General features: G+C 70.4%; 19 protein-coding genes and 1 tRNA gene. 11 read left to right on the forward strand and 9 right to left on the reverse strand.

The features are described from left to right. Positions 1-103: 103 nt before the first annotated feature. A tRNA-Leu gene (locus tag GPA03_RS19650) sits at positions 104-187 on the reverse strand. Between the two features lie 173 nt (positions 188-360). Then, on the reverse strand, positions 361-813 hold the full coding sequence (locus GPA03_RS19655) for a hypothetical protein (protein WP_156253754.1): 453 nt from the start codon (positions 811-813) through the stop codon (positions 361-363). Between the two features lie 79 nt (positions 814-892). On the opposite strand from GPA03_RS19655, the gene GPA03_RS19660 reads away from it, so the two are divergent. From GPA03_RS19660 to pknB, 8 genes are all read left to right on the forward strand, one after another. After that, a complete protein-coding gene (locus GPA03_RS19660) occupies positions 893-2,635 on the forward strand; it encodes a pyruvate dehydrogenase (RefSeq protein ID WP_156253755.1) in 1,743 nt (580 codons plus the stop codon). Positions 2,636-2,878: 243 nt separating this feature from the next. Continuing rightward, positions 2,879-3,577, forward strand: coding sequence for an FhaA domain-containing protein (locus tag GPA03_RS19665; protein ID WP_156253756.1), 699 nt, complete (start codon positions 2,879-2,881; stop codon positions 3,575-3,577). 28 nt (positions 3,578-3,605) lie between these two features. Continuing rightward, positions 3,606-4,103, forward strand: coding sequence for an FHA domain-containing protein FhaB/FipA (locus GPA03_RS19670; RefSeq protein ID WP_156253757.1), 498 nt, complete (start codon positions 3,606-3,608; stop codon positions 4,101-4,103). Between the two features lie 7 nt (positions 4,104-4,110). Then, a complete protein-coding gene (locus tag GPA03_RS19675) occupies positions 4,111-5,454 on the forward strand; it encodes a Stp1/IreP family PP2C-type Ser/Thr phosphatase (protein WP_156253758.1) in 1,344 nt (447 codons plus the stop codon). Next, positions 5,454-7,214: an FtsW/RodA/SpoVE family cell cycle protein gene (locus GPA03_RS19680; RefSeq protein WP_156253759.1), complete on the forward strand. Its 1,761-nt coding sequence runs from the start codon at positions 5,454-5,456 to the stop codon at positions 7,212-7,214. The genes GPA03_RS19675 and GPA03_RS19680 overlap by 1 nt, the downstream gene beginning before the upstream one ends. After that, positions 7,211-8,674, forward strand: a complete 1,464-nt coding sequence (locus GPA03_RS19685; RefSeq protein WP_156253760.1) for a peptidoglycan D,D-transpeptidase FtsI family protein — start codon at positions 7,211-7,213, stop codon at positions 8,672-8,674. Before GPA03_RS19680 ends, GPA03_RS19685 begins: the two co-directional genes overlap by 4 nt. Then, a complete protein-coding gene (locus tag GPA03_RS19690) occupies positions 8,671-10,329 on the forward strand; it encodes a serine/threonine-protein kinase (protein WP_156253761.1) in 1,659 nt (552 codons plus the stop codon). Before GPA03_RS19685 ends, GPA03_RS19690 begins: the two co-directional genes overlap by 4 nt. Further along, positions 10,322-12,244 (forward strand): Stk1 family PASTA domain-containing Ser/Thr kinase, encoded by a 1,923-nt coding sequence (gene pknB, locus GPA03_RS19695; RefSeq protein ID WP_156253762.1) that lies wholly within the window; start codon positions 10,322-10,324, stop codon positions 12,242-12,244. Before GPA03_RS19690 ends, pknB begins: the two co-directional genes overlap by 8 nt. A gap of 29 nt (positions 12,245-12,273) precedes the next feature. Here pknB and GPA03_RS19700 read toward each other — a convergent pair whose 3' ends face one another. From GPA03_RS19700 to GPA03_RS19710, 4 genes are read right to left on the reverse strand one after another with little or no spacing between them, the layout of a single operon-like run. Continuing rightward, a complete protein-coding gene (locus tag GPA03_RS19700; RefSeq protein ID WP_156253805.1) occupies positions 12,274-12,921 on the reverse strand; it encodes an aminodeoxychorismate/anthranilate synthase component II in 648 nt (215 codons plus the stop codon). A gap of 5 nt (positions 12,922-12,926) precedes the next feature. Next, on the reverse strand, positions 12,927-13,091 hold the full coding sequence (locus tag GPA03_RS22540; RefSeq protein WP_170296906.1) for a hypothetical protein: 165 nt from the start codon (positions 13,089-13,091) through the stop codon (positions 12,927-12,929). Then, positions 13,091-13,849 (reverse strand): class E sortase, encoded by a 759-nt coding sequence (locus GPA03_RS19705; RefSeq protein WP_156253763.1) that lies wholly within the window; start codon positions 13,847-13,849, stop codon positions 13,091-13,093. Before GPA03_RS19705 ends, GPA03_RS22540 begins: the two co-directional genes overlap by 1 nt. Further along, the gene (locus tag GPA03_RS19710; RefSeq protein ID WP_162458441.1) at positions 13,836-14,597 is read right to left on the reverse strand and encodes a DUF881 domain-containing protein; all 762 of its coding nucleotides are present in this window, start codon (positions 14,595-14,597) and stop codon (positions 13,836-13,838) included. Before GPA03_RS19710 ends, GPA03_RS19705 begins: the two co-directional genes overlap by 14 nt. Positions 14,598-14,693: 96 nt before the next feature. Here GPA03_RS19710 and GPA03_RS19715 point away from each other — a divergent pair, with 96 nt between their 5' ends. Then, positions 14,694-14,945 carry a cell division protein CrgA gene (locus tag GPA03_RS19715; RefSeq protein ID WP_156253765.1) on the forward strand — a complete coding sequence of 84 codons (252 nt, stop codon included), beginning with the start codon at positions 14,694-14,696 and terminating at the stop codon, positions 14,943-14,945. Between the two features lie 12 nt (positions 14,946-14,957). On the opposite strand, the gene GPA03_RS19720 is transcribed toward GPA03_RS19715, so the two are convergent. The 3 genes from GPA03_RS19720 to GPA03_RS19730 form a co-directional block, all read right to left on the reverse strand. Beyond that, entirely contained in the window at positions 14,958-16,013 is a 1,056-nt protein-coding gene (locus tag GPA03_RS19720) for a hypothetical protein (protein ID WP_156253766.1), read from the reverse strand. Positions 16,014-16,299: 286 nt separating this feature from the next. Continuing rightward, positions 16,300-17,274: a rhomboid family intramembrane serine protease gene (locus GPA03_RS19725; RefSeq protein ID WP_156253767.1), complete on the reverse strand. Its 975-nt coding sequence runs from the start codon at positions 17,272-17,274 to the stop codon at positions 16,300-16,302. 4 nt (positions 17,275-17,278) lie between these two features. Further along, a complete protein-coding gene (locus GPA03_RS19730) occupies positions 17,279-17,851 on the reverse strand; it encodes a peptidylprolyl isomerase (RefSeq protein ID WP_156253768.1) in 573 nt (190 codons plus the stop codon). A 112-nt stretch (positions 17,852-17,963) separates the two neighbouring features. Here GPA03_RS19730 and GPA03_RS19735 point away from each other — a divergent pair, with 112 nt between their 5' ends. Together GPA03_RS19735 and argS are read left to right on the forward strand one after the other, a co-directional pair. Continuing rightward, on the forward strand, positions 17,964-18,764 hold the full coding sequence (locus tag GPA03_RS19735) for a hypothetical protein (protein ID WP_156253769.1): 801 nt from the start codon (positions 17,964-17,966) through the stop codon (positions 18,762-18,764). Positions 18,765-19,087: 323 nt separating this feature from the next. Next, positions 19,088-20,893: an arginine--tRNA ligase gene (gene argS / locus GPA03_RS19740; RefSeq protein ID WP_156253770.1), complete on the forward strand. Its 1,806-nt coding sequence runs from the start codon at positions 19,088-19,090 to the stop codon at positions 20,891-20,893. Positions 20,894-20,912: the final 19 nt, after the last annotated feature.

Raw genomic sequence — 20,912 nt, forward strand, 5'->3', positions numbered from 1 at the left:
CACGCGGCCCGTGGGCCCCTGTCAGCGCATGAAGAGAGCATGGACATGAAGAAGGACCGGCAGAATCCCTCCGTCTCGTGGGGATTCCGCCGATCCTGTGCTGTGCGCAAGGGGGGAGTTGAACCCCCACGCCCTTTCGGGCACACGGACCTGAACCGTGCGCGTCTGCCTATTCCGCCACTTGCGCGTGGTGCTCGCGCTGCCCGATTTCTCGCGCAGTTGAGCGGGTAGCAGGGTAGCACGCGGACACCGCCCTCCTCACATCCGCACCCGGTGGGACGACGTCCACGCTCGACGTGCTCGCTGGGGCGATGCAACCGGTTGTCACGCCATCGAGCGTGAAGAACGGCCCAGCCGGCCTCAGCCCACGAGTGCTGGCACCTCGCCACCGGTCGCGCTCAGCGGCACGGCCCAGACGGCGATCGTGTACGGAGCCCACACGCAGGCGACGTCCGGATCGGCCTTCACCACCTCGAACCGCACCTCGCTGTCACCGACGATCACCACCCTGCTGCCCTCCCGGCAACGCGGGTAGCCGCCGATCACCAGGAAGCTCTCCTCCAGGTCGACTGCCTCCAGCGCGTCGAACGTCCCTTCGCCTGCTCCCGAGCCGTAGGCATCGACCCATTGCTGCAGCTCCTCCTCCGACCCGATCACGGCGCCCGCGACCGGCCGCACGTCGGCGACCCAGTCGGCGCTGCTCTCCGACCACTGGGAGACGTGCTCGATGGCCACGTCGTCGCCGGCCTGGCCGCACCCTGCGAGCAGCGCGACCAGCGCCGCCCCCACCATGCCCTTCACCAATGTCTTCATGCCGCGACTGTGTGCGCACGGCGCTCGCTGCGTCGTCGAACCTCTGGGCACACCTACCCACCTGGCGTAGCGTCGAACCATGAAGGTCGCCGAACAGCTCATCGCCCAGCTCCAGGCCGCAGGCGTCAAGAGGATCTACGGGATCGTCGGGGACAGCCTCAACCCGATCGTCGATGCCGTGCGCCGCACCGGCGGCTCCGCGAAGGGCGGCATCGACTGGATCCACACCCGCCACGAGGAGACCGCCGCGTTCGCCGCCGCCGCCGACGCCCAGCTCACCGGCGAGCTCGCCGTGTGCGCGGGCTCCTGCGGGCCCGGCAACCTCCACCTGATCAACGGTCTCTACGACGCCAACCGCACCGGCGCCCCCGTCCTGGCCATCGCCAGCCACATCCCCAGCGTTCAGATCGGCCAGGGCTACTTCCAGGAGACCCACCCCGACCGGCTCTTCACCGAGTGCTCGGTGTACTCCGAGATGGTCAGCACCACCGACCAGGCCCCCCGCGTGGTCAACGCCGCCATCACGCACGCGCTCGCCCGCAGCGGCGTCGCCGTGGTCACGCTCCCCGGCGACATCGCCGATGAGCGCTCGACGGCGGAGACCCCGCCGTACTGCCGGGTCCCCTCGGGTGTGCTGGTACCCCACGAGGACTCCCTGCGAGCGCTCGCCGACGCCATCAACGACGCCAAGAAGGTGGCCCTCTTCGTCGGTGAGGGGATCGCCGGGTCGCACGACGCCGTCGTCGAGCTGGCCGAGAAGATCAAGGCACCGATCGGGCACAGCCTGCGCGGCAAGGATCACATCCAGTACGACAACCCCTACGACGTCGGGATGACCGGCCTGCTCGGCTACGGCGCGGCGGCGGCCGGGCTCGAGGACGCCGATCTCGTGGTCCTCCTCGGCACCGACTTCCCGTACGACCAGTTCCTGCCCGACGTCCGAACCGCCCAGGTCGACTCCGACGCCGCCGTCATCGGGCGCCGCACCACCGTGGACGTGGCCGTGCACGCCGAGATCGCGCCGACGCTGAGCGCGCTGCTGCCGTTGGTCAAGGAGAAGAAGAACAGGCGCTTCCTCGACAAGATGCTCGACAAGCACGACAGGTTGATGAACGACGCCGTCGGCGCCTACACCAAGGACGTCGAGCACCTGCGACCGATCCACCCCGAGTACGCGGCCTCGGTGCTCGACCAGGTCGCCGCCGACGACGCGATCTTCACCGCCGACACCGGCATGAGCAACGTGTGGACCGCGCGCTACCTCAACCCCAACGGTCGACGGCGGCTGATCGGGTCCTTCAAGCACGGCAGCATGGCCAACGCGATGCCTCATGCGATCGGGGCCCAGTTCGCCTTCCCGGACCGCCAGGTGATCTCGGTCAGCGGCGACGGCGGGCTCTCGATGCTGCTGGGCGATCTGCTCACCGCGGTGACCTACGACCTGCCGCTCACGGTCGTCCTCTTCAACAACTCCACGCTCGGCATGGTCAAGCTGGAGATGCTCGTGGACAAGCTGCCCGACTTCGGCGTGGACGTGCCCAGCACCGACTACGCCGCGATCGCCGCCGCCATGGGGATGCACGCGCGCCGCGTGGAGGACCCGACCGAGCTCCACGACGCGTTCACCGACGCCCTCGCGCACCAGGGGCCGTCGCTGGTCGACGTCGTCACCGACCCCAACGCGTTGTCCATCCCGCCGAAGATCACCCGCGACCAGGTGTTCGGCTTCGCGACCGCGCTCAGCAAGATCGTGCTCAACGGCGGCGCCGGCGAGGCCGTGTCGATGGCCAGGTCGAACCTCCGCAACATCCCCCGCGGCTGAGGCCGCCGCCGAGCCCACTCGCCCCCGACTGCGTGAGATCGCACATCCACGGTGACCTCGCACCGTGCGGTGTGCGTTGTCACCGTCGATGTGCGGTCTCAGCCCCTCGGACGCCAGCTCGCTCCACAACCCACACCCCTTTCCCGCGCGCCGGACACGACTGGCCTGGATCCGCCGCATACCATGAGCGTGCACACGTGTGCCACGGGTTCGCGCGCACGACGGGAAGGGAGGGGCGCCGGCATGGGAGTTCTCGACAGGTTCGAGAAGGGGGTCGAGCGTGCCCTCAGCAACACCTTCTCCAAGGCGTTCAAGCCGGACCTGAAACCGGTCGACATCGCCTCGGCCATCCGCCGCGACATGGACGACCGCACCGCGGCCCTGTCGCGGGGCCGCACGGTCGTGCCGAACACGTTCACCGTGGAGCTCGGCGCCACCGAGTTCGACCAGATCCAGGACTGGGGTGCGGACGCGCTCGCCGACGAGATGGTCGCCGCCGCCGAGGACCACGCCCGCGAGCAGGGGTACGTGTTCGTGGGCCCGGTCGAGGTCTCCTTCGTCGAGACCGAGGAGCCCACCGGCGCCTTCCGGGTGCGCTCCTCGTCCCGCCGCGGCGCCGTGGCCCCCGCGACCGGCGGCGCCCCGAGCCGCCGCCACCCGATCCTCGACATCGACGGCCAGCGCTACCTCCTCACCGGCCCCGTGACCGTGATCGGCCGCGGCAGCGAGGCGGACATCATCGTCGACGACACCGGCGTCTCCCGCCGGCACCTCGAGATCCGCGTCACCCCCGACGGCGTCATCGCCTCGGACATGGGCTCGACCAACGGCACCTACGTCGAGGGCCACCGCGTGCCCGCCGCCACCCTCGTGGATGGCAACACCCTCACCATCGGCCGCACCCGCATCCTGTTCTGGACCGGCACAGACGAGGCCGAGTGAGGCAGCGACACGTGACTGGGGCGATCACGTGAGCGAGCTCGTCGTCACGCTGATCCGGTTGGGCTACCTCGTGCTGCTGTGGCTGCTGGTGCTCGCCGCGATCGGCGTGCTCCGCCGCGACATCTCCGGCACCCGGGTGCTCGCCCGCGGCTCCCTCACCGGCCGCTCGGCCCAGGCCAAGGCAGCGCCCGACGGCGGAGCTCCCCCCGGTCGGGGATCTCGCGGCAAGCGTGGGGCTCCCACGCGGCTCGTGGTCACCGCCGGGCCGCTGAACGGCACCACCCTGCGCCTGGGTGAGAACTCGATCCTGCTGGGCCGGGCGCCGTCGTCGACCCTCGTGCTCGACGACGACTACTCCTCCACGCGGCACGCCCGGATCTTCCCCTCCGAGGGCGGCTGGTACGTCGAGGACCTCGGCTCCACGAACGGCACCTGGCTGGGCACCGCTCAGGTGGAGGGCCCCACACCGGTCCCGGTCGGTACCCCGATCCGCGTGGGACAGACCGTCATCGAGCTCCGGCGGTAACCCGGCGATGTCAGTCTCCATCCACTACGCGGCCCGCTCCGACGTGGGGCTCACGCGAGAGAACAATCAGGACTCCGGGTACGCGGGCCCGCAGCTGCTGGTCGTCGCCGACGGGATGGGCGGCGCAGCGGCCGGCGACGTGGCCTCCTCGGTCGCGGTCGCGCACCTCGTGCCGCTCGACGGTGACGAGCACTCCTCCGACGAGCTCCTCGACCTGCTGCGGCGCGCCGTCTCCGACGCCCACGGCGACCTGCTCAACTACGCCCGCGAGCGACCGGCGAACGCGGGTCTCGGCACCACGGTGATCGCGCTGCTGCGCACCGGGGCCACCGCCGCGATGGTGCACATCGGTGACTCGCGCGCCTACCTGATGCGCGACGGCGAGATGCACCAGGTCACCCACGACCACACGTTCGTGCAGCATCTCGTGGACACCGGCCAGCTCACCTCCGAGGAGGCGGAGAACCACCCGCAGCGCTCGGTGCTGCTGCGGGTGCTGGGCGACTCCGGCGCCGAGGTCGAGCTCGACGAGTCGGTCCGTGAGCTCCGCGACGGCGACCGCTGGCTGCTGTGCTCCGACGGCCTGTCCTCCTACGTGTCGGCCGAGACGATCGCCGACGTGCTCGCCGAGGCCGCCGATCCGGGTCAGTGCGCCGACGATCTCGTGCAGCTCGCGCTGCGCGCCGGCGGCCAGGACAACATCACGGTGATCGTTGCCGACGTCGTGAAGGATGCGACCGACCCCGGCACGCTGCCCGAGAACACCCCGCAGGTGGTGGGCGCGGCCGCGGTCGACCGCAAGGCGCCCAGCCGCGGCGGTGACTCCCCGGCCGCCCGCGCCGCAGCGCTGACCGCCGCCGCTCGCAAGGACTCCCCCCGGCAGATGATCCGGGACACCTCCGACGACGAGGAGGAGCTCGACCTCGACGCCCCGCCGCGCCGTCGCCCGCTGTTCACCGTGCTCGCGATCCTCGTCGTGCTGCTGATGCTCGCGGGCCTCGGCACGCTCGGCTACCGCTGGACGCAGACCCAGTTCTACGTGGCCCCCGACGACGCCGGCACGGTGGCGATCTACCGAGGTGTACCGCAGCAGATCGGGCCGCTGGAGCTCTCGAGCGTGGCGGAGACCTCCGACATCGCGCTCGCGGACCTGCCGCCGTTCGTCCAGTCCCGGGTGGAGGCGGGCATCACCGCCTCGAGCCTGGATGATGCGCGGGCCACGGTCGCCGATCTCGAGGGCGAGCTGGAGCCCGACCCCACCGAGGAGCCGACCACCCCCGTATCCGACGAGACCACCGCACCCACGCCGTCGGACGGGTCCTCGGAACCGACGACCGAGGCGAGCGGCTGATGGCCACCGTCGCCCCCACCCGCCCCCGCGCCGGCCGCAACAGCGAGCTGGGCCTGCTCGCGATCGCGCTCGCCGTGGGTGTGGCGGCGTACGCGATCGTGGGACTCAATCTCGACGGCGCGATCCCGGGTGATCTCGTGCGTCACGTGGGCATCCTCATCGGCCTGACCGTGGTGCTGCACCTGGTGATGCGCTGGCGGGCGCCGAACGCCGACCCGGTGATGCTGCCGGTGGTCGCAGGCCTGAACGGGCTTGGGCTGGCGATGATCTTCCGGATCGATCAACCGCTGGCCGCGCGCGGCCTGACCTCCGGGTTCGCCGAGCGGCAGCTGATGTGGACGATCCTCGGCATCGTGCTGGCCATCGGGGTGCTGGTGCTGCTGCGCGACCACCGCACACTGCGCCGGTACCCGTTCCTGGCGATGGTGGCCGGCCTGCTGCTGCTGTGCCTGCCGATGGTGCCGTTCATCGGGCAGACCATCAACGGCGCGCGCCTGTGGATCAACGTGGCCGGGTTCTCGTTCCAGCCGGCCGAGGTGGCGAAGATCCTGCTGGCGATCTTCTTCGCGGGCTACTTCGTGAACCGGCGCGACGCGCTGACGCTCGCGGGCAACAAGCTGCTCGGGCTGAACCTGCCCCGGTTCGCTGACCTCGCGCCGATCGTGGTGGTCTGGCTCGTGAGTGTGGGCGTGCTGGTGCTCGAGCGGGACCTGGGCACCTCGCTGCTGTTCTTCGGCCTGTTCGTGGCGATGCTGTACGTGGCCACCGAGAAGGTCAGCTGGATCATCATCGGGCTGCTGCTGGTGGGAATCGGCGTGGTGTTCGCGTACTCGACGTTCGACTACGTGGCGGCCCGCTTCGACGTGTGGCTGAACGCCCTGGACTCCGAGATCTACAATCGCGACCCGGGCGGCTCCGGCCAGCTGGTGCGCGGCCTGTTCGGGCTCGCCGCCGGCGGCCTGATGGGCACCGGCCTGGGTCTGGGCCACCCGGACCTGGTGCCGTACGCGAACTCGGACTTCATCGTGGCGAGCCTGGGCGAGGAGCTGGGCCTGACCGGCCTGGTGGCGATCCTCATGCTCTACCTGGTGCTGGCGCAGCGCGGGCTGCGGGCGGCGATCGGGGTCCGCGACGGCTTCGGCAAGCTGCTGGCCTCGGGGTTCGCCTTCGTGATCGCCTTCCAGGTGTTCGTGGTGGTGGGCGGTGTCACGCGACTGATCCCGCTCACCGGCCTGACGATGCCCTTCATGGCTGCCGGCGGCTCCTCCTTGATCGCCAACTGGATCATCATCGCGATCCTGCTGCGCATCTCCGACGCCGCCCGCCGCCCCGCCCCCGCGGGCGCCGGCTCGGTGGTCGGCAACGAGACCGCCCTCATCGCCCTCGGTGACCTCGCCCCAGAACCCCCCTCTGCCTCGACCCCCACCACACCCCCGGCCCGCCAGTCCGCCTTCGGCTGGGACAACGACGACCCAGAACCAGACACGACCTCGCACTCCCAGACAGAGCTCATCGGCCACCGCGAAGAGCACCCCACCAACGCCGTCGGGCATGAATCAGACCGAGCCCAGGACACAGGTGACATCAGAGGCGATGTCGAGGTCCCGCGCGCGGGACTGGATGGGCCTGGCGGGACTGAGCGAGGGACGAGCGAAGGAGTGGTTGGTCCCGCGCGCGGGACCTCGACAGCGCCGGAACAAGACTCGGCCGAGGATGGATTCGGCGACGACGACAACCCGACCGAGGTGGTGAAGCGATGAACAGCCCGCTGCGTCGCCTCTCCATCGTCGTCCTCGCCATGTTCGTGCTCCTCATGGGCAACGCGAGCTGGGTCCAGTACGGCCAGGCGGGCGCGCTCAACGACGACCCGCGGAACGTGCGGACGATCTACCGCGAGTACGGGCAGGACCGAGGCCCGATCGTGGTGGCGGGCGAGGAGGTCGCGTTCTCGGAGCCGGTGAACGATCCGTTCGGGTTCCAGCGGATCTACGCGAACGGGCCGTTGTACGCGCCGGTCACGGGTCATTTCTCGGTGGTGTTCGCGAGCACAGGGATCGAGGACAAGAGCAACGCCGTGCTGAACGGCACGGACTCCTCGTTGTTGTTCCAGCGGATCCAGCAGCTGTTCACGGGTGGTAGCCAGCAGGGCGGCAGCGTCGAGGTGACGATCGACCCGGCGGCGCAGCAGGCGGCCTGGGACCTGTTGGGTGACCAGCGGGGTGCGGTCGTGGCCCTGGACCCGAGCACCGGGGCGATCCTGGCGCTGGTCAGCAAGCCGAGCTATGACCCGAACGCCCTCGCCGGGCACTCGACCTCCGAGGTGAACGATGCCTGGCAGGCGCTGCTGGCCGACGAGACGGACCCGCTGATCAACCGCACGATCACCGGTGACCTGTACGCGCCCGGATCGGTTTTCAAGCTGGTCGACACCGCGATGCTGCTGGAGTCGGGCGAGTTCACGCCGGACAGCGAGGTACCGGCGCCCACGGTGTACACCCCGCCGGGCACCAGCACCGGTATCAAGAACCCGGGTGGCGCGGTGTGCGGCAACGGCACCACGGCCACGCTGACCGAGGCGCTGCGGGTCTCGTGCAACACCCCGTTCGCGCAGCTCGCGGTGCAGCAGGGTGCGGAGGCCCTGCAGTCCCAGGCACAGGCGTTCGGTTTCGACCAAGACCTGACCATCCCGATGACGGTCACCCCCAGCACGCTCGGGTCGGACTTCGACAGCAATGACCCCGCGCTCGCCCAGACGGCGATCGGGCAGCGCAGCGTGCGGGTCACCCCGCTGCAGATGGCGATGGTCTCGGCGGCGATCGCGAACGACGGCGAGCTGATGCGCCCGTACCTGGTGGAGACCGAGCGGGGCCCGAACCTGGACGTCAGCAACCAGGCGGATCCGAGCGTGTTCGCACGGCCGATCTCGGCGTCGACGGCGTCGATGATGACCGAGATGATGGTCAACGTCGTCGAGAACGGCACGGGTTGGCCCGGGCAGGTCTCCGGCGTGTCGGTGGCCGGCAAGACGGGAACGGCGCAGTCTGGTGTCGAGGGGGTCGCACCGACCGCGTGGTTCACGGCGTTCGCGCCGGCCGACGACCCGCAGATCGCTATCGCAGTCGTGGTGGAGGAGGGCGGTGACCTCGGGAACGAGGCCACCGGCGCACAGGTGGCGGCACCGATCGCCGCGGGGGTCATCGAGGCGGTGCTGGGGCAATGACACCAGAGGTGGGGTTGGTACTCGGCGGGCGCTATGAGCTGATGGAGCGCATCGCCGTCGGAGGCATGGGCGAGGTCTGGCAGGCCGCCGACCTGCACCTCGACCGCAAGGTCGCGGCCAAGGTGCTGCGCGCGGAGTTCGCCGGCGACAGCTCGTTCCTGCAACGGATGCGGGCCGAGGCGCGCAACGGTGCGGGGCTCTCGCACATCAACGTGACGGCGATGTACGACTACGGCGAGCAGGATGGCACCGGCTACCTGATCATGGAGCTGGTCGAGGGTGAGCCGCTCTCGGAGCTGCTGGCCCGGGAACGCACGCTGGCCGTGGGGCAGCTGCTGCCGATCCTGGCGCAGACCGCGCGCGGGCTGCACGCCGCGCACGTGGCGGGCGTGATCCACCGTGACGTCAAGCCCTCCAACCTGCTCATCACCCGCGACGGCACGGTCAAGATCACCGACTTCGGCATCGCGCTCGGTGCCAACCAGGCCCCGATGACGGCGGCGGGGATGGTGATGGGCACGGCCCAGTACCTGCCGCCGGAGCAGGCGATGGGCAAGGCCGCCCAGGGCGTCGGCGACATCTATGCGCTCGGGGTCATTGCCTACGAGGCGCTCGTGGGTCGACGGCCGTTCACCGGATCCACGCAGGTGGACATCGCGTTCGCCCACGTCAACCAGCCGGTGCCGCCGATGCCGGAGAAGATCGACCCGCGGGTGCGGGAGGTCGTGATGTCGATGCTCGACAAGGACCCGGAGCGGCGCCCACGCAGCGGTGCCTCGCTGGGTCGGATCCTCGACGACCTCGTCCAGGTGCTGCGTGCGGAGAACACCGGCGGTCGCCTCGCGCCGCACCTCGCGGTCCGCGAGGACGTCGCGGCGCTCGCCACCCAGGCGATGCCGGAGGCGGTCGACCGGGATTCCGCGCAGCTCGCGCGCGAGGCCGCCCGCCCGGCCCCGAACGATGCCAGTCGCACAGTCGCGAGCGCAGCGGCGGTCGCTGCGGGCGGTGGTCCGGTCGGGGGTGCGCCGGCGCCGAGCGGCCGGCGCGCGCACGCCGGCCTGGTGCCGCCGATCGTCGGGTCCTCGGCGCTGAAGTTCGAGGAGGCGATGCCCGATCCCGGGCCGCAGCCCGACCCCGACCCTGTCGCTGAGCCGATCCCGGTGCCGACCCGTGCGGCCGACCCCGGCGAGATCGGGCGTGGCTCGACCGGCGCACCCGGCGCCGCGGGTGCAGCAGCCGGTGCCGCGCGCACCGTGGTGGAGAAGGCGGCCGGCGTGCGCAGGCCGGCGATGCCGGCGGCGCGGCCGGCGCCCACGGTGAGCGCCCGGGCAACGGGGGAGTACGCCGTCGAGACCCCCGATCGGGGGTTCGCACCTGACTGGGCGCCGCTGAGGGCGCAGGTACGCACCGCCGTCGAGACCCCCGCTCCCACCAGGCCGCGGAAGCGGCGGCACGACCGGATACCCGGTGTGTGGACCTGGCAGAACCTCGTGAAGGTGCTGGTCGTGGGGCTCATGCTGATCGTGCTCGTCGTCTGGCTGGGTACGCTGGCCCAAGCGGCAGCGCTGGCACCGGCGCTCAGCGCCGCCTGTGTGCTGGGACCGACCCGCACCAAGATCCGCAGAACACGCAAGAGGAGACCGACGAGTGGCTGACGGACCCTCCCGCGTGCTGGCCGGGCGTTATGAGGTCGGCGAGCTGATCGGGCGCGGCGGCATGGCCGAGGTGCACATCGGGCACGACAACCGGCTCGGCCGCACCGTGGCGATCAAGGTGCTGCGCAGCGACCTCGCGCGCGACCCCACGTTCCTGGCGCGGTTCCGCCGCGAGGCGCAGTCGGCGGCATCGCTCAACCACCCCGCGATCGTGTCGGTCTACGACACGGGCGAGGACACCGGCGTCGACGCGCAGGGCAACGAGACCCACGTGCCGTTCATCGTCATGGAGTACGTCGAGGGCCACACGGTCCGCGACCTTGTGCGTGACGGCGCGGCGCTCCCGATCGACGAGGCCGTGGAGATCACCGCGGGCGTGCTGTCGGCGCTCGAGTACAGCCACCGCGCGGGCATCGTGCACCGCGACATCAAGCCCGCGAACGTCATGCTCACGCCCACCGGCGACGTCAAGGTGATGGACTTCGGCATCGCGCGAGCGATGACGGATGCCTCGGGCGGGATGACGCAGACCCAGGCCGTGGTCGGCACGGCGCAGTACCTGTCGCCCGAACAGGCGCGCGGCGAGGTCGTGGACACGCGTTCCGACCTGTACTCCACCGGCTGCCTCCTGTACGAGCTGCTCACCGGGCGGCCGCCGTTCCAGGGCGACTCCGCGGTGAGCGTGGCGTACCAGCACGTGAGCGAGGCGGCCTCGGTTCCCTCGGCGATCGCGCCGGACGTGCCCGAGGAGCTCGACCGGATCGTCATGAAGGCCCTCGCCAAGGACCGGGAGGAGCGCTATGGCACCGCCGCGGAGTTCCGCTCCGACCTCGAGGCTGCCGCGGGCAACGGTGTGGTCTCCGCACCCCCGGTCGGTGCGACCACCGTGCTCGCCGGCGCCGGTGCTGGTGCTGCCACCCAGGTGTTCGGCGCTGCGGCACCACCGCCAGCCACCCGCGCCGAGGCCAAGGCTCTCGCCGAGGACGAGGAGGAGCCCAAGCGCAACAACGCGCTGATCTGGATCCTCTCGGTGATCGGCGTCATCGCGCTGGTCGCGATCATCTGGCTGCTCATCACCCGGAACCAGGGTGTGGAAGAACCCGAGACGCCGACGACGACGGCCGACACCATGGTGGAGATCCCCGCCCTCGAGCAGGGCATGACCGAGGACGAGGTCGTCGCTGCGCTCGAGGAAGCGGAGCTCGTCGCCGACATCCAGGACCCTGAGCCCAGCGACACCGTGGCGGAGGGCGGCTTCCTGCGCTCCGACCCGCAGTCGGGTGCGCGGGTGGACGTGAGCGTCGAGGCGAACAGGACCGTGCAGGTGTGGTTCTCGGCCGGGCCGGATGCGCTGCCGATCCCGGATGTCAGCGGCATGACGCAGGACGAGGCACGCCAGGCGCTCGTCGACGAGGGGTTCAACGCGGCGAACATCAGCGTCTCCACCGAGGACATCCCCGGCAGGCCCAGCAACGAGGCGGACCGCACCGATCCGGAGGCCGGGACCGAGGCAGCACCCGACGCGGCGATCACGATCATCGTGGGATCAGGGAACGTCGCGCTCCCGGACCTGCGGACGATGACGGTGGAGCAGCTCGAGCAGACCATGCAGGAGCTCGGCCTGCAGTACGACACCGGCCCGGCTCTGAACAGCAACGACTACGACGAGGGCACCGTGGCGGCGCAGACCCCCAGTCCGGGGCTCGTCGCGATCGACACCCGCGTCACGGTGCAGTTCTCGCTCGGCCCGACCGAGGAGCCCAGCACCGAAGAGCCGACGACCGAGGATCCGACCACGGAGGATCCGACGACCGACCCGACGACGGAGCCCGCCAACGGCAACGGCAACGACAACCCAGGTCCGCCGGAGAACCCCGGCAACTCCGGCAACCCCGGCGGCAGGAGCGACGACTGACCCCAGCGCGGTCTCCACTGGCGGGAGGGTCAGGTGGCGGGGGCGAGGGGGGCAAGGCCCTCGGAGCGCGCGACGGCGTCGGCGTCGCCGCACACCGCCAGCCAGTTCGCCAGGAGCCGGTGACCGCCCTCGGTGAGCACCGACTCGGGGTGGAACTGGACCCCGTGCAGGGGGAGCTCGCGGTGCTGCAGGCCCATGATGATGCCGTTGTCGGTGGTCGCCGTGACCTCGAGAACAGGGGGCACGGTGTCGGCGAGGAGCGCGAGGGAGTGATAGCGGGTAGCCGTAAACGGCGTGCGCAGCCCCTCGAACACGCCCACGCCCTCGTGCGCCACCTGCGAGGTCTTGCCGTGCATCAGCTCGGGTGAGTGGCCGACCGTGCCGCCGAACACCTCACCGAGGGCTTGGTGTCCCAGGCAGACGCCCAGCATCGGGGTCGCCGTCGCGGCGCACACCTCGATGATCGGGATGCTCGAGCCGGCCCCATCGGGAGTGCCGGGACCCGGAGAGATGAGGACGCCGTCGTACGCCCTGAGCCTGTCGGGGTCGGCCACGATCTCGGCGAGCAACGGATCGTCGTTGCGGACCACCTCGGTCTGCGCACCGAGCTCGTTGAGGTACCCGACGATCGTGTAGACGAAGCTGTCGTAGTTGTCGACGACGAGCACGCGTGTCACAGCACTCATGATCCGTCTCCCACCGTGTTCTGGTCCACCGGAAGCAGGGGGGCGACCGCCGGGAAGACGTACTCGAAGAGCGCCAGCACGACGGCGGCAGCGAGCACGAGCAGGATGAGCGCCCGCACCAGTGCCGGCCCGGGCAGGTGCCGCCAGATCCATCCGTACATCAGCTCGCCCCCGCCTCGATCATCTCTGCCGGGCGACCGTCCTCGCGGTCGATCCAGTGGTCGAGGACGCCGTGGATGATCCACCGCTCCCGCGTGGACCACAGCGGATGGCACGTGGTCAGCGTGATCGTCCGCTCGGTGGCCACCGCTCCAGGGTCACCGGGATCGGGTGCGATCACCTCGGTCTGGGTGGGGTAGACGACGTAGGACTCGGTGACCTTGTAGACGTACCAGGCCTGCGCCGTCTGCACGATCACGGAGTCGCCCACCTCCAGGGAGTCGACGCCGAAGAACGGCTTGGCGTGCGACTGCCGGTGGCCCGCGAGCGCGAAGTTCCCCACGGCGCCCGGCAGCTGGGTCTCGGGGTAGTGACCCACGTAGCCGGCATCGAGGACGTCTTCGCGGCCCACGCCCTCGGCGATCGGGAACTGCCAGTCCGGGCCCCAGGCCGGCACGAACATCGTCGCGAAGGTCTCACCCGCGGCCGGCACAGGCTCGGCGGGCGGCTCGCCCGTCTGCGGCGTGCCGGGCTGCTCCGGTGACTCCGGGAGGATCTCCTCGAAGGACTCGATGTGGCTCGTGGCTGCGCGCGCTCCGGTCACATCGGTCCAGAACACCTGCCACACCACGAACAGCGCGACGATCACGCCTGCCGTGATCAGCAGCTCGCCCAGCACCCCGACGGCGCGCAACCCGAGAGAGGTTCGCCTGCGCGCGTGAGTGGCGTGATTCCGCTCCGCCACCTCAGCCCGGGACACGCGCGTAGTCCATGCTGAGGTTGGAGTCGTCGGCTGGCATGTCCAGGGCGTCGTCCGTGCGGACCTCCCAGCCCAGGTTCAGCGCTTCCACGTACTGAAGGTAGGTCTGCACCGAGCGGCTGTCCATGAGGCCTGCTTGCAGCGCCTCGACGTCACCGATCGCAGCGATCTCGTACGGCGGTGAGTAGGTGGCACCGTCGATCAGGAGCACGTTGCCGACGCAGCGCACCGATGACGTCGTCGTCACCCGGTGGCCCTGCACCATCATCGCCTCCGCACCGCCGGCCCACAGCGCGTTCATCACGCCCTCGAGGTCCTGCTGGTGCACCACCAGATCGTCCAGGCTCGCCCATTCCGGCAGCCTCCCGGGCGTCGGCGCATCCCACAACGACACCGTCACCCCGGGTCCGGTCACGGCCGTGGCGCCGGCGGCGAACGTGATCGACTCGTCCACCTGCGCGGGGTCCCGCTGGTCCTCGAGAAGCTCCGCCACCTCCTCGCGCAGCGCCAGCACGTCGGCGTTGGTCTCCTTGAGCCGCTCGGACTCGGCGCGAACCCAGTCGCGCATGTTGTCGGGCTGCCGCTCGCCGCCGGAGCTGTCGGCCAGGCTCGCGCTGGTGCTGAACAGCAACCCCGCCAGCAGCCCCACCACGCCCAGACCCACCGATGCCTGGAACGTGTACCTGCTCAGCCGCCGTCGCCCACCGGTGGAGCCCTCAGGCCCGGCGGCGTGACGGTGCGACATCATGTCCGTCAGTGTAGGTGCCCCACGCCGGGCTACCATGGGCCGGTCCAGACGGCCCACGCCGTGACCGGACAGATCCGCCCCGAAGGAGTCCAGCTCGTGCCCGAGTCCGCGTCCCGGCGTCGCAAGAAGCCCGCCTACACGCCGCCGCCTGCCTCCTCCGCACCGAAGCTGAGCAAGCCGTGGTACGCGCCGGTGTGCGTCGCGCTGCTGATCGTCGGCCTCGTCTGGGTGGTCACCACCTACATCGCCGAGTGGGCGTTCCCGATCCCGGGCATCGGTGGCTGGAACCTCGCGATCGGGTTCACGGTGATGATGGTCGGCTTCATCATGCTCATGCGGTGGCGCTGAGAGCTCTCCCCCTCACGCGGCTCCCTCGCCCTTGGCGAGCTGGCGCCGCTCGTACTCCCGGCGGCTGTAGGTAGCCTCGACGACAGCCCGGTCCGAGTCGAAGTTGGAGCCGATGGCACCTCCCGCCGTTCCCAGCGAGGCGGCCAGCCAGGTGAGCCGGAGGTAGTCGGCGGCCGTCACGGGCCGTTCCAGCTGGCCCGCGAGGAACTCGGACGTGATGATCGTGAACGCGGCTCCCAGCAGCAGCAGGTAGAGCATCACGTACATCGCCGCGACGCTCAGCCCGACGGTGATGATCGTCGCGGCGTTGTCGAGCCAGCGGCTGCGCGGACCGTCCAGGTCGTGGTGACCGGTCCAGAGACCGTTGTAGATGATCAACCACGCCGACATGGCCGCGATCACCGCCAGGCTGATCAGCGCCAGCCGGGCCGGGTCGAGCGAGTCGGCCATCGTCCAGATGCTGGCGTAGAAGATGCCGAACGCCCCGGTGCCGACGCCCGCCGCGATGGTGCGCGACAGCGCGAACACGAGTCGGCCCGGCCGGTTGTTACGCACCAGGCCGGCCAGCAGCCGCATCCAACCCACCTTGCCGGACAGGGTCAGGTAGCGCACACCGGGTGCCGCATCCTTGGTGCTCGTGCCTCGGGCCGCGCGAGTGGCGCTCGCGTCGGCTGACCCACCGGCGAGGGAGGCGAGCAACGGGATCAGCAGCGCGCGGGTGCGGGCGGTGACGCCCCAGGCGCCGAGCGTGGGCAGGGACACGAGGATCGTGCGGTCGCTCGAGCTGAGCTCGGCCACGACCGGCTCGTCATCGTGACGGCGGGGAAGATCGGTGAGGTAGACGACGGCGTCCCACCCGTGCTGCTCCATGATGCCTGGTGCGGAGGAACTCAGGGGGATCTCGCCCGCCTCGGTGAGCGGGAGCGTCTCCCGGCTGGCATCGATCCGCCACTCGACCCCGGCGACCGCGCGCGCGAGGTTCGGACCCAGGTCCTCCACGAGATGTGCGGCAACCTGTTCCGGCAGCCCGGGGTCCGCGATCAGACCCACGGTCACAGCTCGAGACATCTGCACCTCTCCGGTTCCCGGACGCGGCCCGCACGATCAGGCTATCGATCGGAGTCCCGGGGACGCCCCGGACCGACAGCGCAAGCGTGCTCCCAGGGAGCGCGCGAACATCCACAGGGTTGTTCACACGTGTGGAATTACACCCGTGTAGTTCTCCACAACGTTGCCCACACCTGGGGACTGGCGCACGGCAGCACCACCCGAGCCAGGGAGAGGGAGGCGAGCCGAACAGCGGCGAGCGCCGTCGTCGTCCCGGGCTGTGCGTGAACGGGGTCCGAGAGCCGGACTAGACCATCCCGTAACGGATGACGGCGGCCAGGATCAGGGCGACGGCGATCGCGGAGACGCCTGCGATGGCACCCGTCTGCTGGAGCTTCTTGGGCAGGTAGGCGTACACGGCCGCGATGGCGGCGCCGGTGAGCAGGCCACCGAGGTGGGCCTGCCAGGAGATGTTCGGCACCAGGAACGTGATCACCAGGTTCATGCCGATGACGCTGAAGATCGAGGAGTTGCGCATCTTCAGTCGCAGCATCACGACCGCGACGGCGCCGAACAGCCCGAAGACCGCGCCCGAGGCACCCACCGCACCGCGCTCCCACAGCTCCAGCGGCGTCAGCAGCAGCACCGCGACCGAGCCGCCCAGCGCGCTGACCAGGTACAACGCCAGGAACCGGATCCGGCCGAGCGCCTGCTCGAGGAAGGGGCCGGTGAACCACAGCGCCACCATGTTGAACCCGAGGTGCACGATCCCGAAGCTCCCGGGCGCGTGCAGGAATGCCGTGGTGAGCATCCGCCACGGTTCGATGCGCCCGCTCGCCGGGCTGAACGTGAACGCCTGCCGCAGCGAGGAGTCCACCATGTCGATCAGGAACACCAGCACGCACAGCGCGATCATCGTGATCGTGACGACCGGCCTGGCGCCCGGCTGCACCTTCGCGCCGAACACGGTCGTGCGCGGGCGGACGTTCTTGGTGGCCTCGCGGACGCAGTCGACGCAGTGAACCCCGACCGCGGCCGGGCGCTGGCACTCCGGGCACGTGGGGCGTCCGCAGCGCTGACAGCTCACATAGCTGACCCGGTCAGGGTGCCGCGGGCAGACCGGTGCCCCCTGCTGGGGTGGCACCGGGGTCCCCGCGTTCCCGAAGGGCGACCCACCGGCCCACCCCTGGCCAGCAGCAGGCGGCGGGGTCCCGAACGGCGAGGAACCGCCGTCGGACCCGCCGGGCTGACCAGGGGGCGGCGCGGAGGGGTAGGACGTCATGGGGTCAGTCGACGATCTCGACCGAGTTGATCACCACGTCCTGCACGGGCGCGTCGCCGGGCGCCTCGCGCTCGTCGGTGATCTTGAACAGCTCCATCGCGCGCCGGTTGGGCCCGGTGGCGACACCACTGATCTGGTCGACGACGGCGGAGCTCGCCTGGTCCTTGACCTTGCCGAAGATCGTGTGCTTGCCCTGCAGGTGCGGGGTGGGGCCGACCGTGATGAAGAACTGCGAGCCGTTGGTGCCGCGGCCCATGCGCTTGCCCGCGTTGGCCATCGCGAGCACGTAGGGCTGACCGAAGCCGAGCTCGGGGTGGATCTCGTCGTCGAAGTTGTAGCCGGGACCGCCGGTGCCGGTGCCGAGCGGGTCGCCCGCCTGCACCATGAAACCGGGGATCACGCGGTGGAAGACGGTGCCGTCGTAGTACGGCTCGTTCTTCTCCTCGCCGCTGGCCGGGTCGGTCCAGGTGCGCTCGCCCTTGGCGAGCTCGACGAAGTTCTTGACTGTCTTCGGGGCATGGTTCGGGAGCAGCTCGATGACGATGTCGCCGGCGCTGGTGTGAAGGATCGCGTCCATGCCCCTCATCCTCGCACTGCTGCACCCGTGTGCGCGCCGCGCCTGGACGACATAGGCTGGGGCTTCATCACCCACCTGCGGATCGCGCAGGTGCTACAGCGTGGGGAGAGACATGGCTCGCAAGGACAAGATCTCCGCGGACCAGGTCCGCGACACCGCCCAGGATGCTGCGCACGAAGCCGGCAAGATCGCCAGGTCGCTCGCTGAGCAGGGCAAGGACTGGGCCAGCCCGAAGGTCGAGCACGCGATCGAGTGGGCAACGCCGCGGGTCGAGAGCGCCTGGAAGAAGGGCGTCGAGGCCGCTGCTCCCAAGGTGGCCGAGGCCGCTGAGAAGAGCCGTGGCGCAGTCGACGTCGCGCACGAGAAGATCGTCGACGAGGTCATCCCCCGGGTGATCGCCGCCATGGAGGAGGCCGCCAAGGCCGCCCGTACCGGCGCCGATGACCTGCACGTCAAGGCGGGCGCCGCGATCGCTGCTGCCGAGAAGGTCGCCAAAGAGCAGGAGAAGCAGGCCAAGGGCGGCAACAAGTTCGCCAAGACGCTCGGCTGGGTGCTCGTGGGCACCGCCGTGGCGGGCGCAGGCGTGCTGATCTGGCGCCGCACCCAGCCGGTCGACGACCCGTGGGCGGAGGAGTACTGGGACGACGCCGTCGCCCCGGCGCCGCACCAGGGTCCCTCGGCCGTCGACAAGGCGAAGCACGCCGCGTCCGACGTGGCCGCCTCGGTCTCCGGTGCTGCCGTCAAGGCCAAGGATGCTGCTGCTGAGGCCGCTGGCAAGGTCAAGGACGCGGCTGCTGAGGCCGTGGACAAGTCCAAGGACGCCGCCGGCGAGGCCAAGGACAAGACCAAGGACGCCGCCGGTGAGGCGAAGGCCGAGGTCAAGGACGCCGCCGAGGACGCGAAGAACGACTGAGGCTCAACCCTCACGAACGGCCCCCACCGCACGGTGAGGGGCCGTTCGTCGTCGGACACCGCCTCACGGTGACGGCGAGCAGGTCCGCACTCGGCTCGACACCCGGCGGTCTCACCGACCACCTCGTTCCCCGGCTGGTGGCGCAGCGTCCACCACCGGACCTGGCAGGTGGCGCAGCGTCCACCGAGCCGTCTGCTGTGGCCGCTGCGTGACCAGTGGCACCGGCCGAGTGGCCGCTGAGCCACCATCGATCCCGTGGTGTGGACCCTGAGCCACCGCCACCCCGCCGGGGGCAGCCGTGCCACTGCGCGGGCGGTGCGAGAATGACGGGCGTGTCTGCGCATGTGACCCCTCTTGCCGAGCAGCTCAGCACTGCACTCGGCCACGCGATCGCTGCTTCCTACCCCGATCACGCCGGGGCGGACCCGCTGATCCGACCGAGCGACCACGCGGACCTGCAGGCGAACGCGGCGCTCGCGCTCGCGAAGAAGGTCGGGACCTCGCCGCGGGAGGTGGCGAGCGCCGTCGTCGAGCAGATCAGCGAGAACGTGCTGATCGGCGAGGTCGAGATCTCGGGCCCCGGGTTCATCAACCTCACGCTCTCGGACGCCGCGTTGTGGTCACAGGTCGAGGCACGGCTCGCTGACGACCGGCTCGGGGTGCCCTCGACCGAGCTCGGGCGGCGCACCGTGGTCGACTACTCGGCGCCGAACATCGCCAAGGAGATGCACGTCGGGCACCTGCGCTCCACGATCATCGGTGACTCGCTCGTGCGCGTGCTCGAGTTCCTGGGCAGCCAGGTGATCCGCCAGAACCACCTCGGTGACTGGGGCACCCAGTTCGGCATGCTGATCACCTACATCGACGAGCACCCCGACGAGCCGTGGCGCCACGCGGACCTGGAGGGTGCGGCTGACCCCGCCTCGCCGGTCTCTGCGCTGGATGAGCTGTACAAGAAGGCCAGAGCTGAGTTCGACGGCGATCCGGGGTTCGCGCACCGTGCCCGCAGGCGTGTGGTCGCCCTGCAGGCAGGTGACGAGGACACGCTCCGGGTCTGGAAGGACATCGTCACGGAGTCGGAGTACGCCTTCGACACGATCTACGCCCGGCTGGGCGTGCAGATCTCCTCGGCCGACTCCGCCGGGGAGTCGACGTACAACGCCGTGCTGGCGTCGGTGGCCAAGGAGATGGCCGATGCAGGAGTCGCGGTCGAGAGTGACGGCGCGCTGGTGGTGCTGTCCGAGGAGATCATCGGCCGCGACGAGCAGCCGGCGGCCCTGATCATCCGCAAGTCCGACGGCGGCTACGGCTACGGCACCACCGACATGGCCACGATCCGGCACCGGATCAAGGATCTCAAGGCCGACCGGATCCTGTACGTGGTGGGCGCACCGCAGGCGATGCACTTCAAGCAGGTGTTCGAGGCTGCGCGCCGGATGGGCTGGCTGACCGACCAGATCGAGGCCGTGCACGTGCCGTTCGGCTCGGTGCTGGGCTCGGACGGGAAGATGTTCAAGACCCGCGCGGGCGGCACGGTCCGGTTGGCGGAGCTGCTGGACCAGGCCGTCGAGGCGGCTGAGAACGTCGTGCGCGAGGGCGCTGAGGGACGCGGCGAGCAGGTCGACGAGGCCGAGCTCACGCGGATCTCCGAGCAAGCCGGCATCGGCGCGATCAAGTACGCGGACCTCAGCAGCAACCGGGTCAAGGACTACGTCTTCGACCCCGAGCGGATGGTGGCGTTCACCGGGAACACGGGGGTGTACCTGCAGTACGCGCACACCCGGATGGCCTCGATCCTGCGCAAGGCGACCGACCGCGGACTGGCCACCCCCACGATGGTGCCGGGCGCCGTCGCGCAGGGACTGGAGCCCGCAGAGCGGGCGCTGACCTTGCAGCTCGACGCTTTCGGCGAGGTCCTGGTCGACGTCATCGACGGCTACGAGCCGCACAAGCTCGCGACCTACCTCTACGAGACGGCACGCGCGTTCACCGAGTTCTACGAGGCATGCCCGGTGCTGAGTGCCGAGGGGGTCGTGCGCGACCGGCGGCTGGCTCTCGTCGACCTGACACGGCGCACAGTGGCGCGGGCGCTGGACCTGTTGGGCATCGCCGCTCCCGAGCGGATGTAGGACGCGCGGTGCGGGCTGG

The sequence above is a fragment of the Pseudactinotalea terrae genome, from assembly GCF_009733845.1.
Classification (GTDB): Bacteria; Actinomycetota; Actinomycetes; order Actinomycetales; family Beutenbergiaceae; genus Pseudactinotalea; species Pseudactinotalea terrae.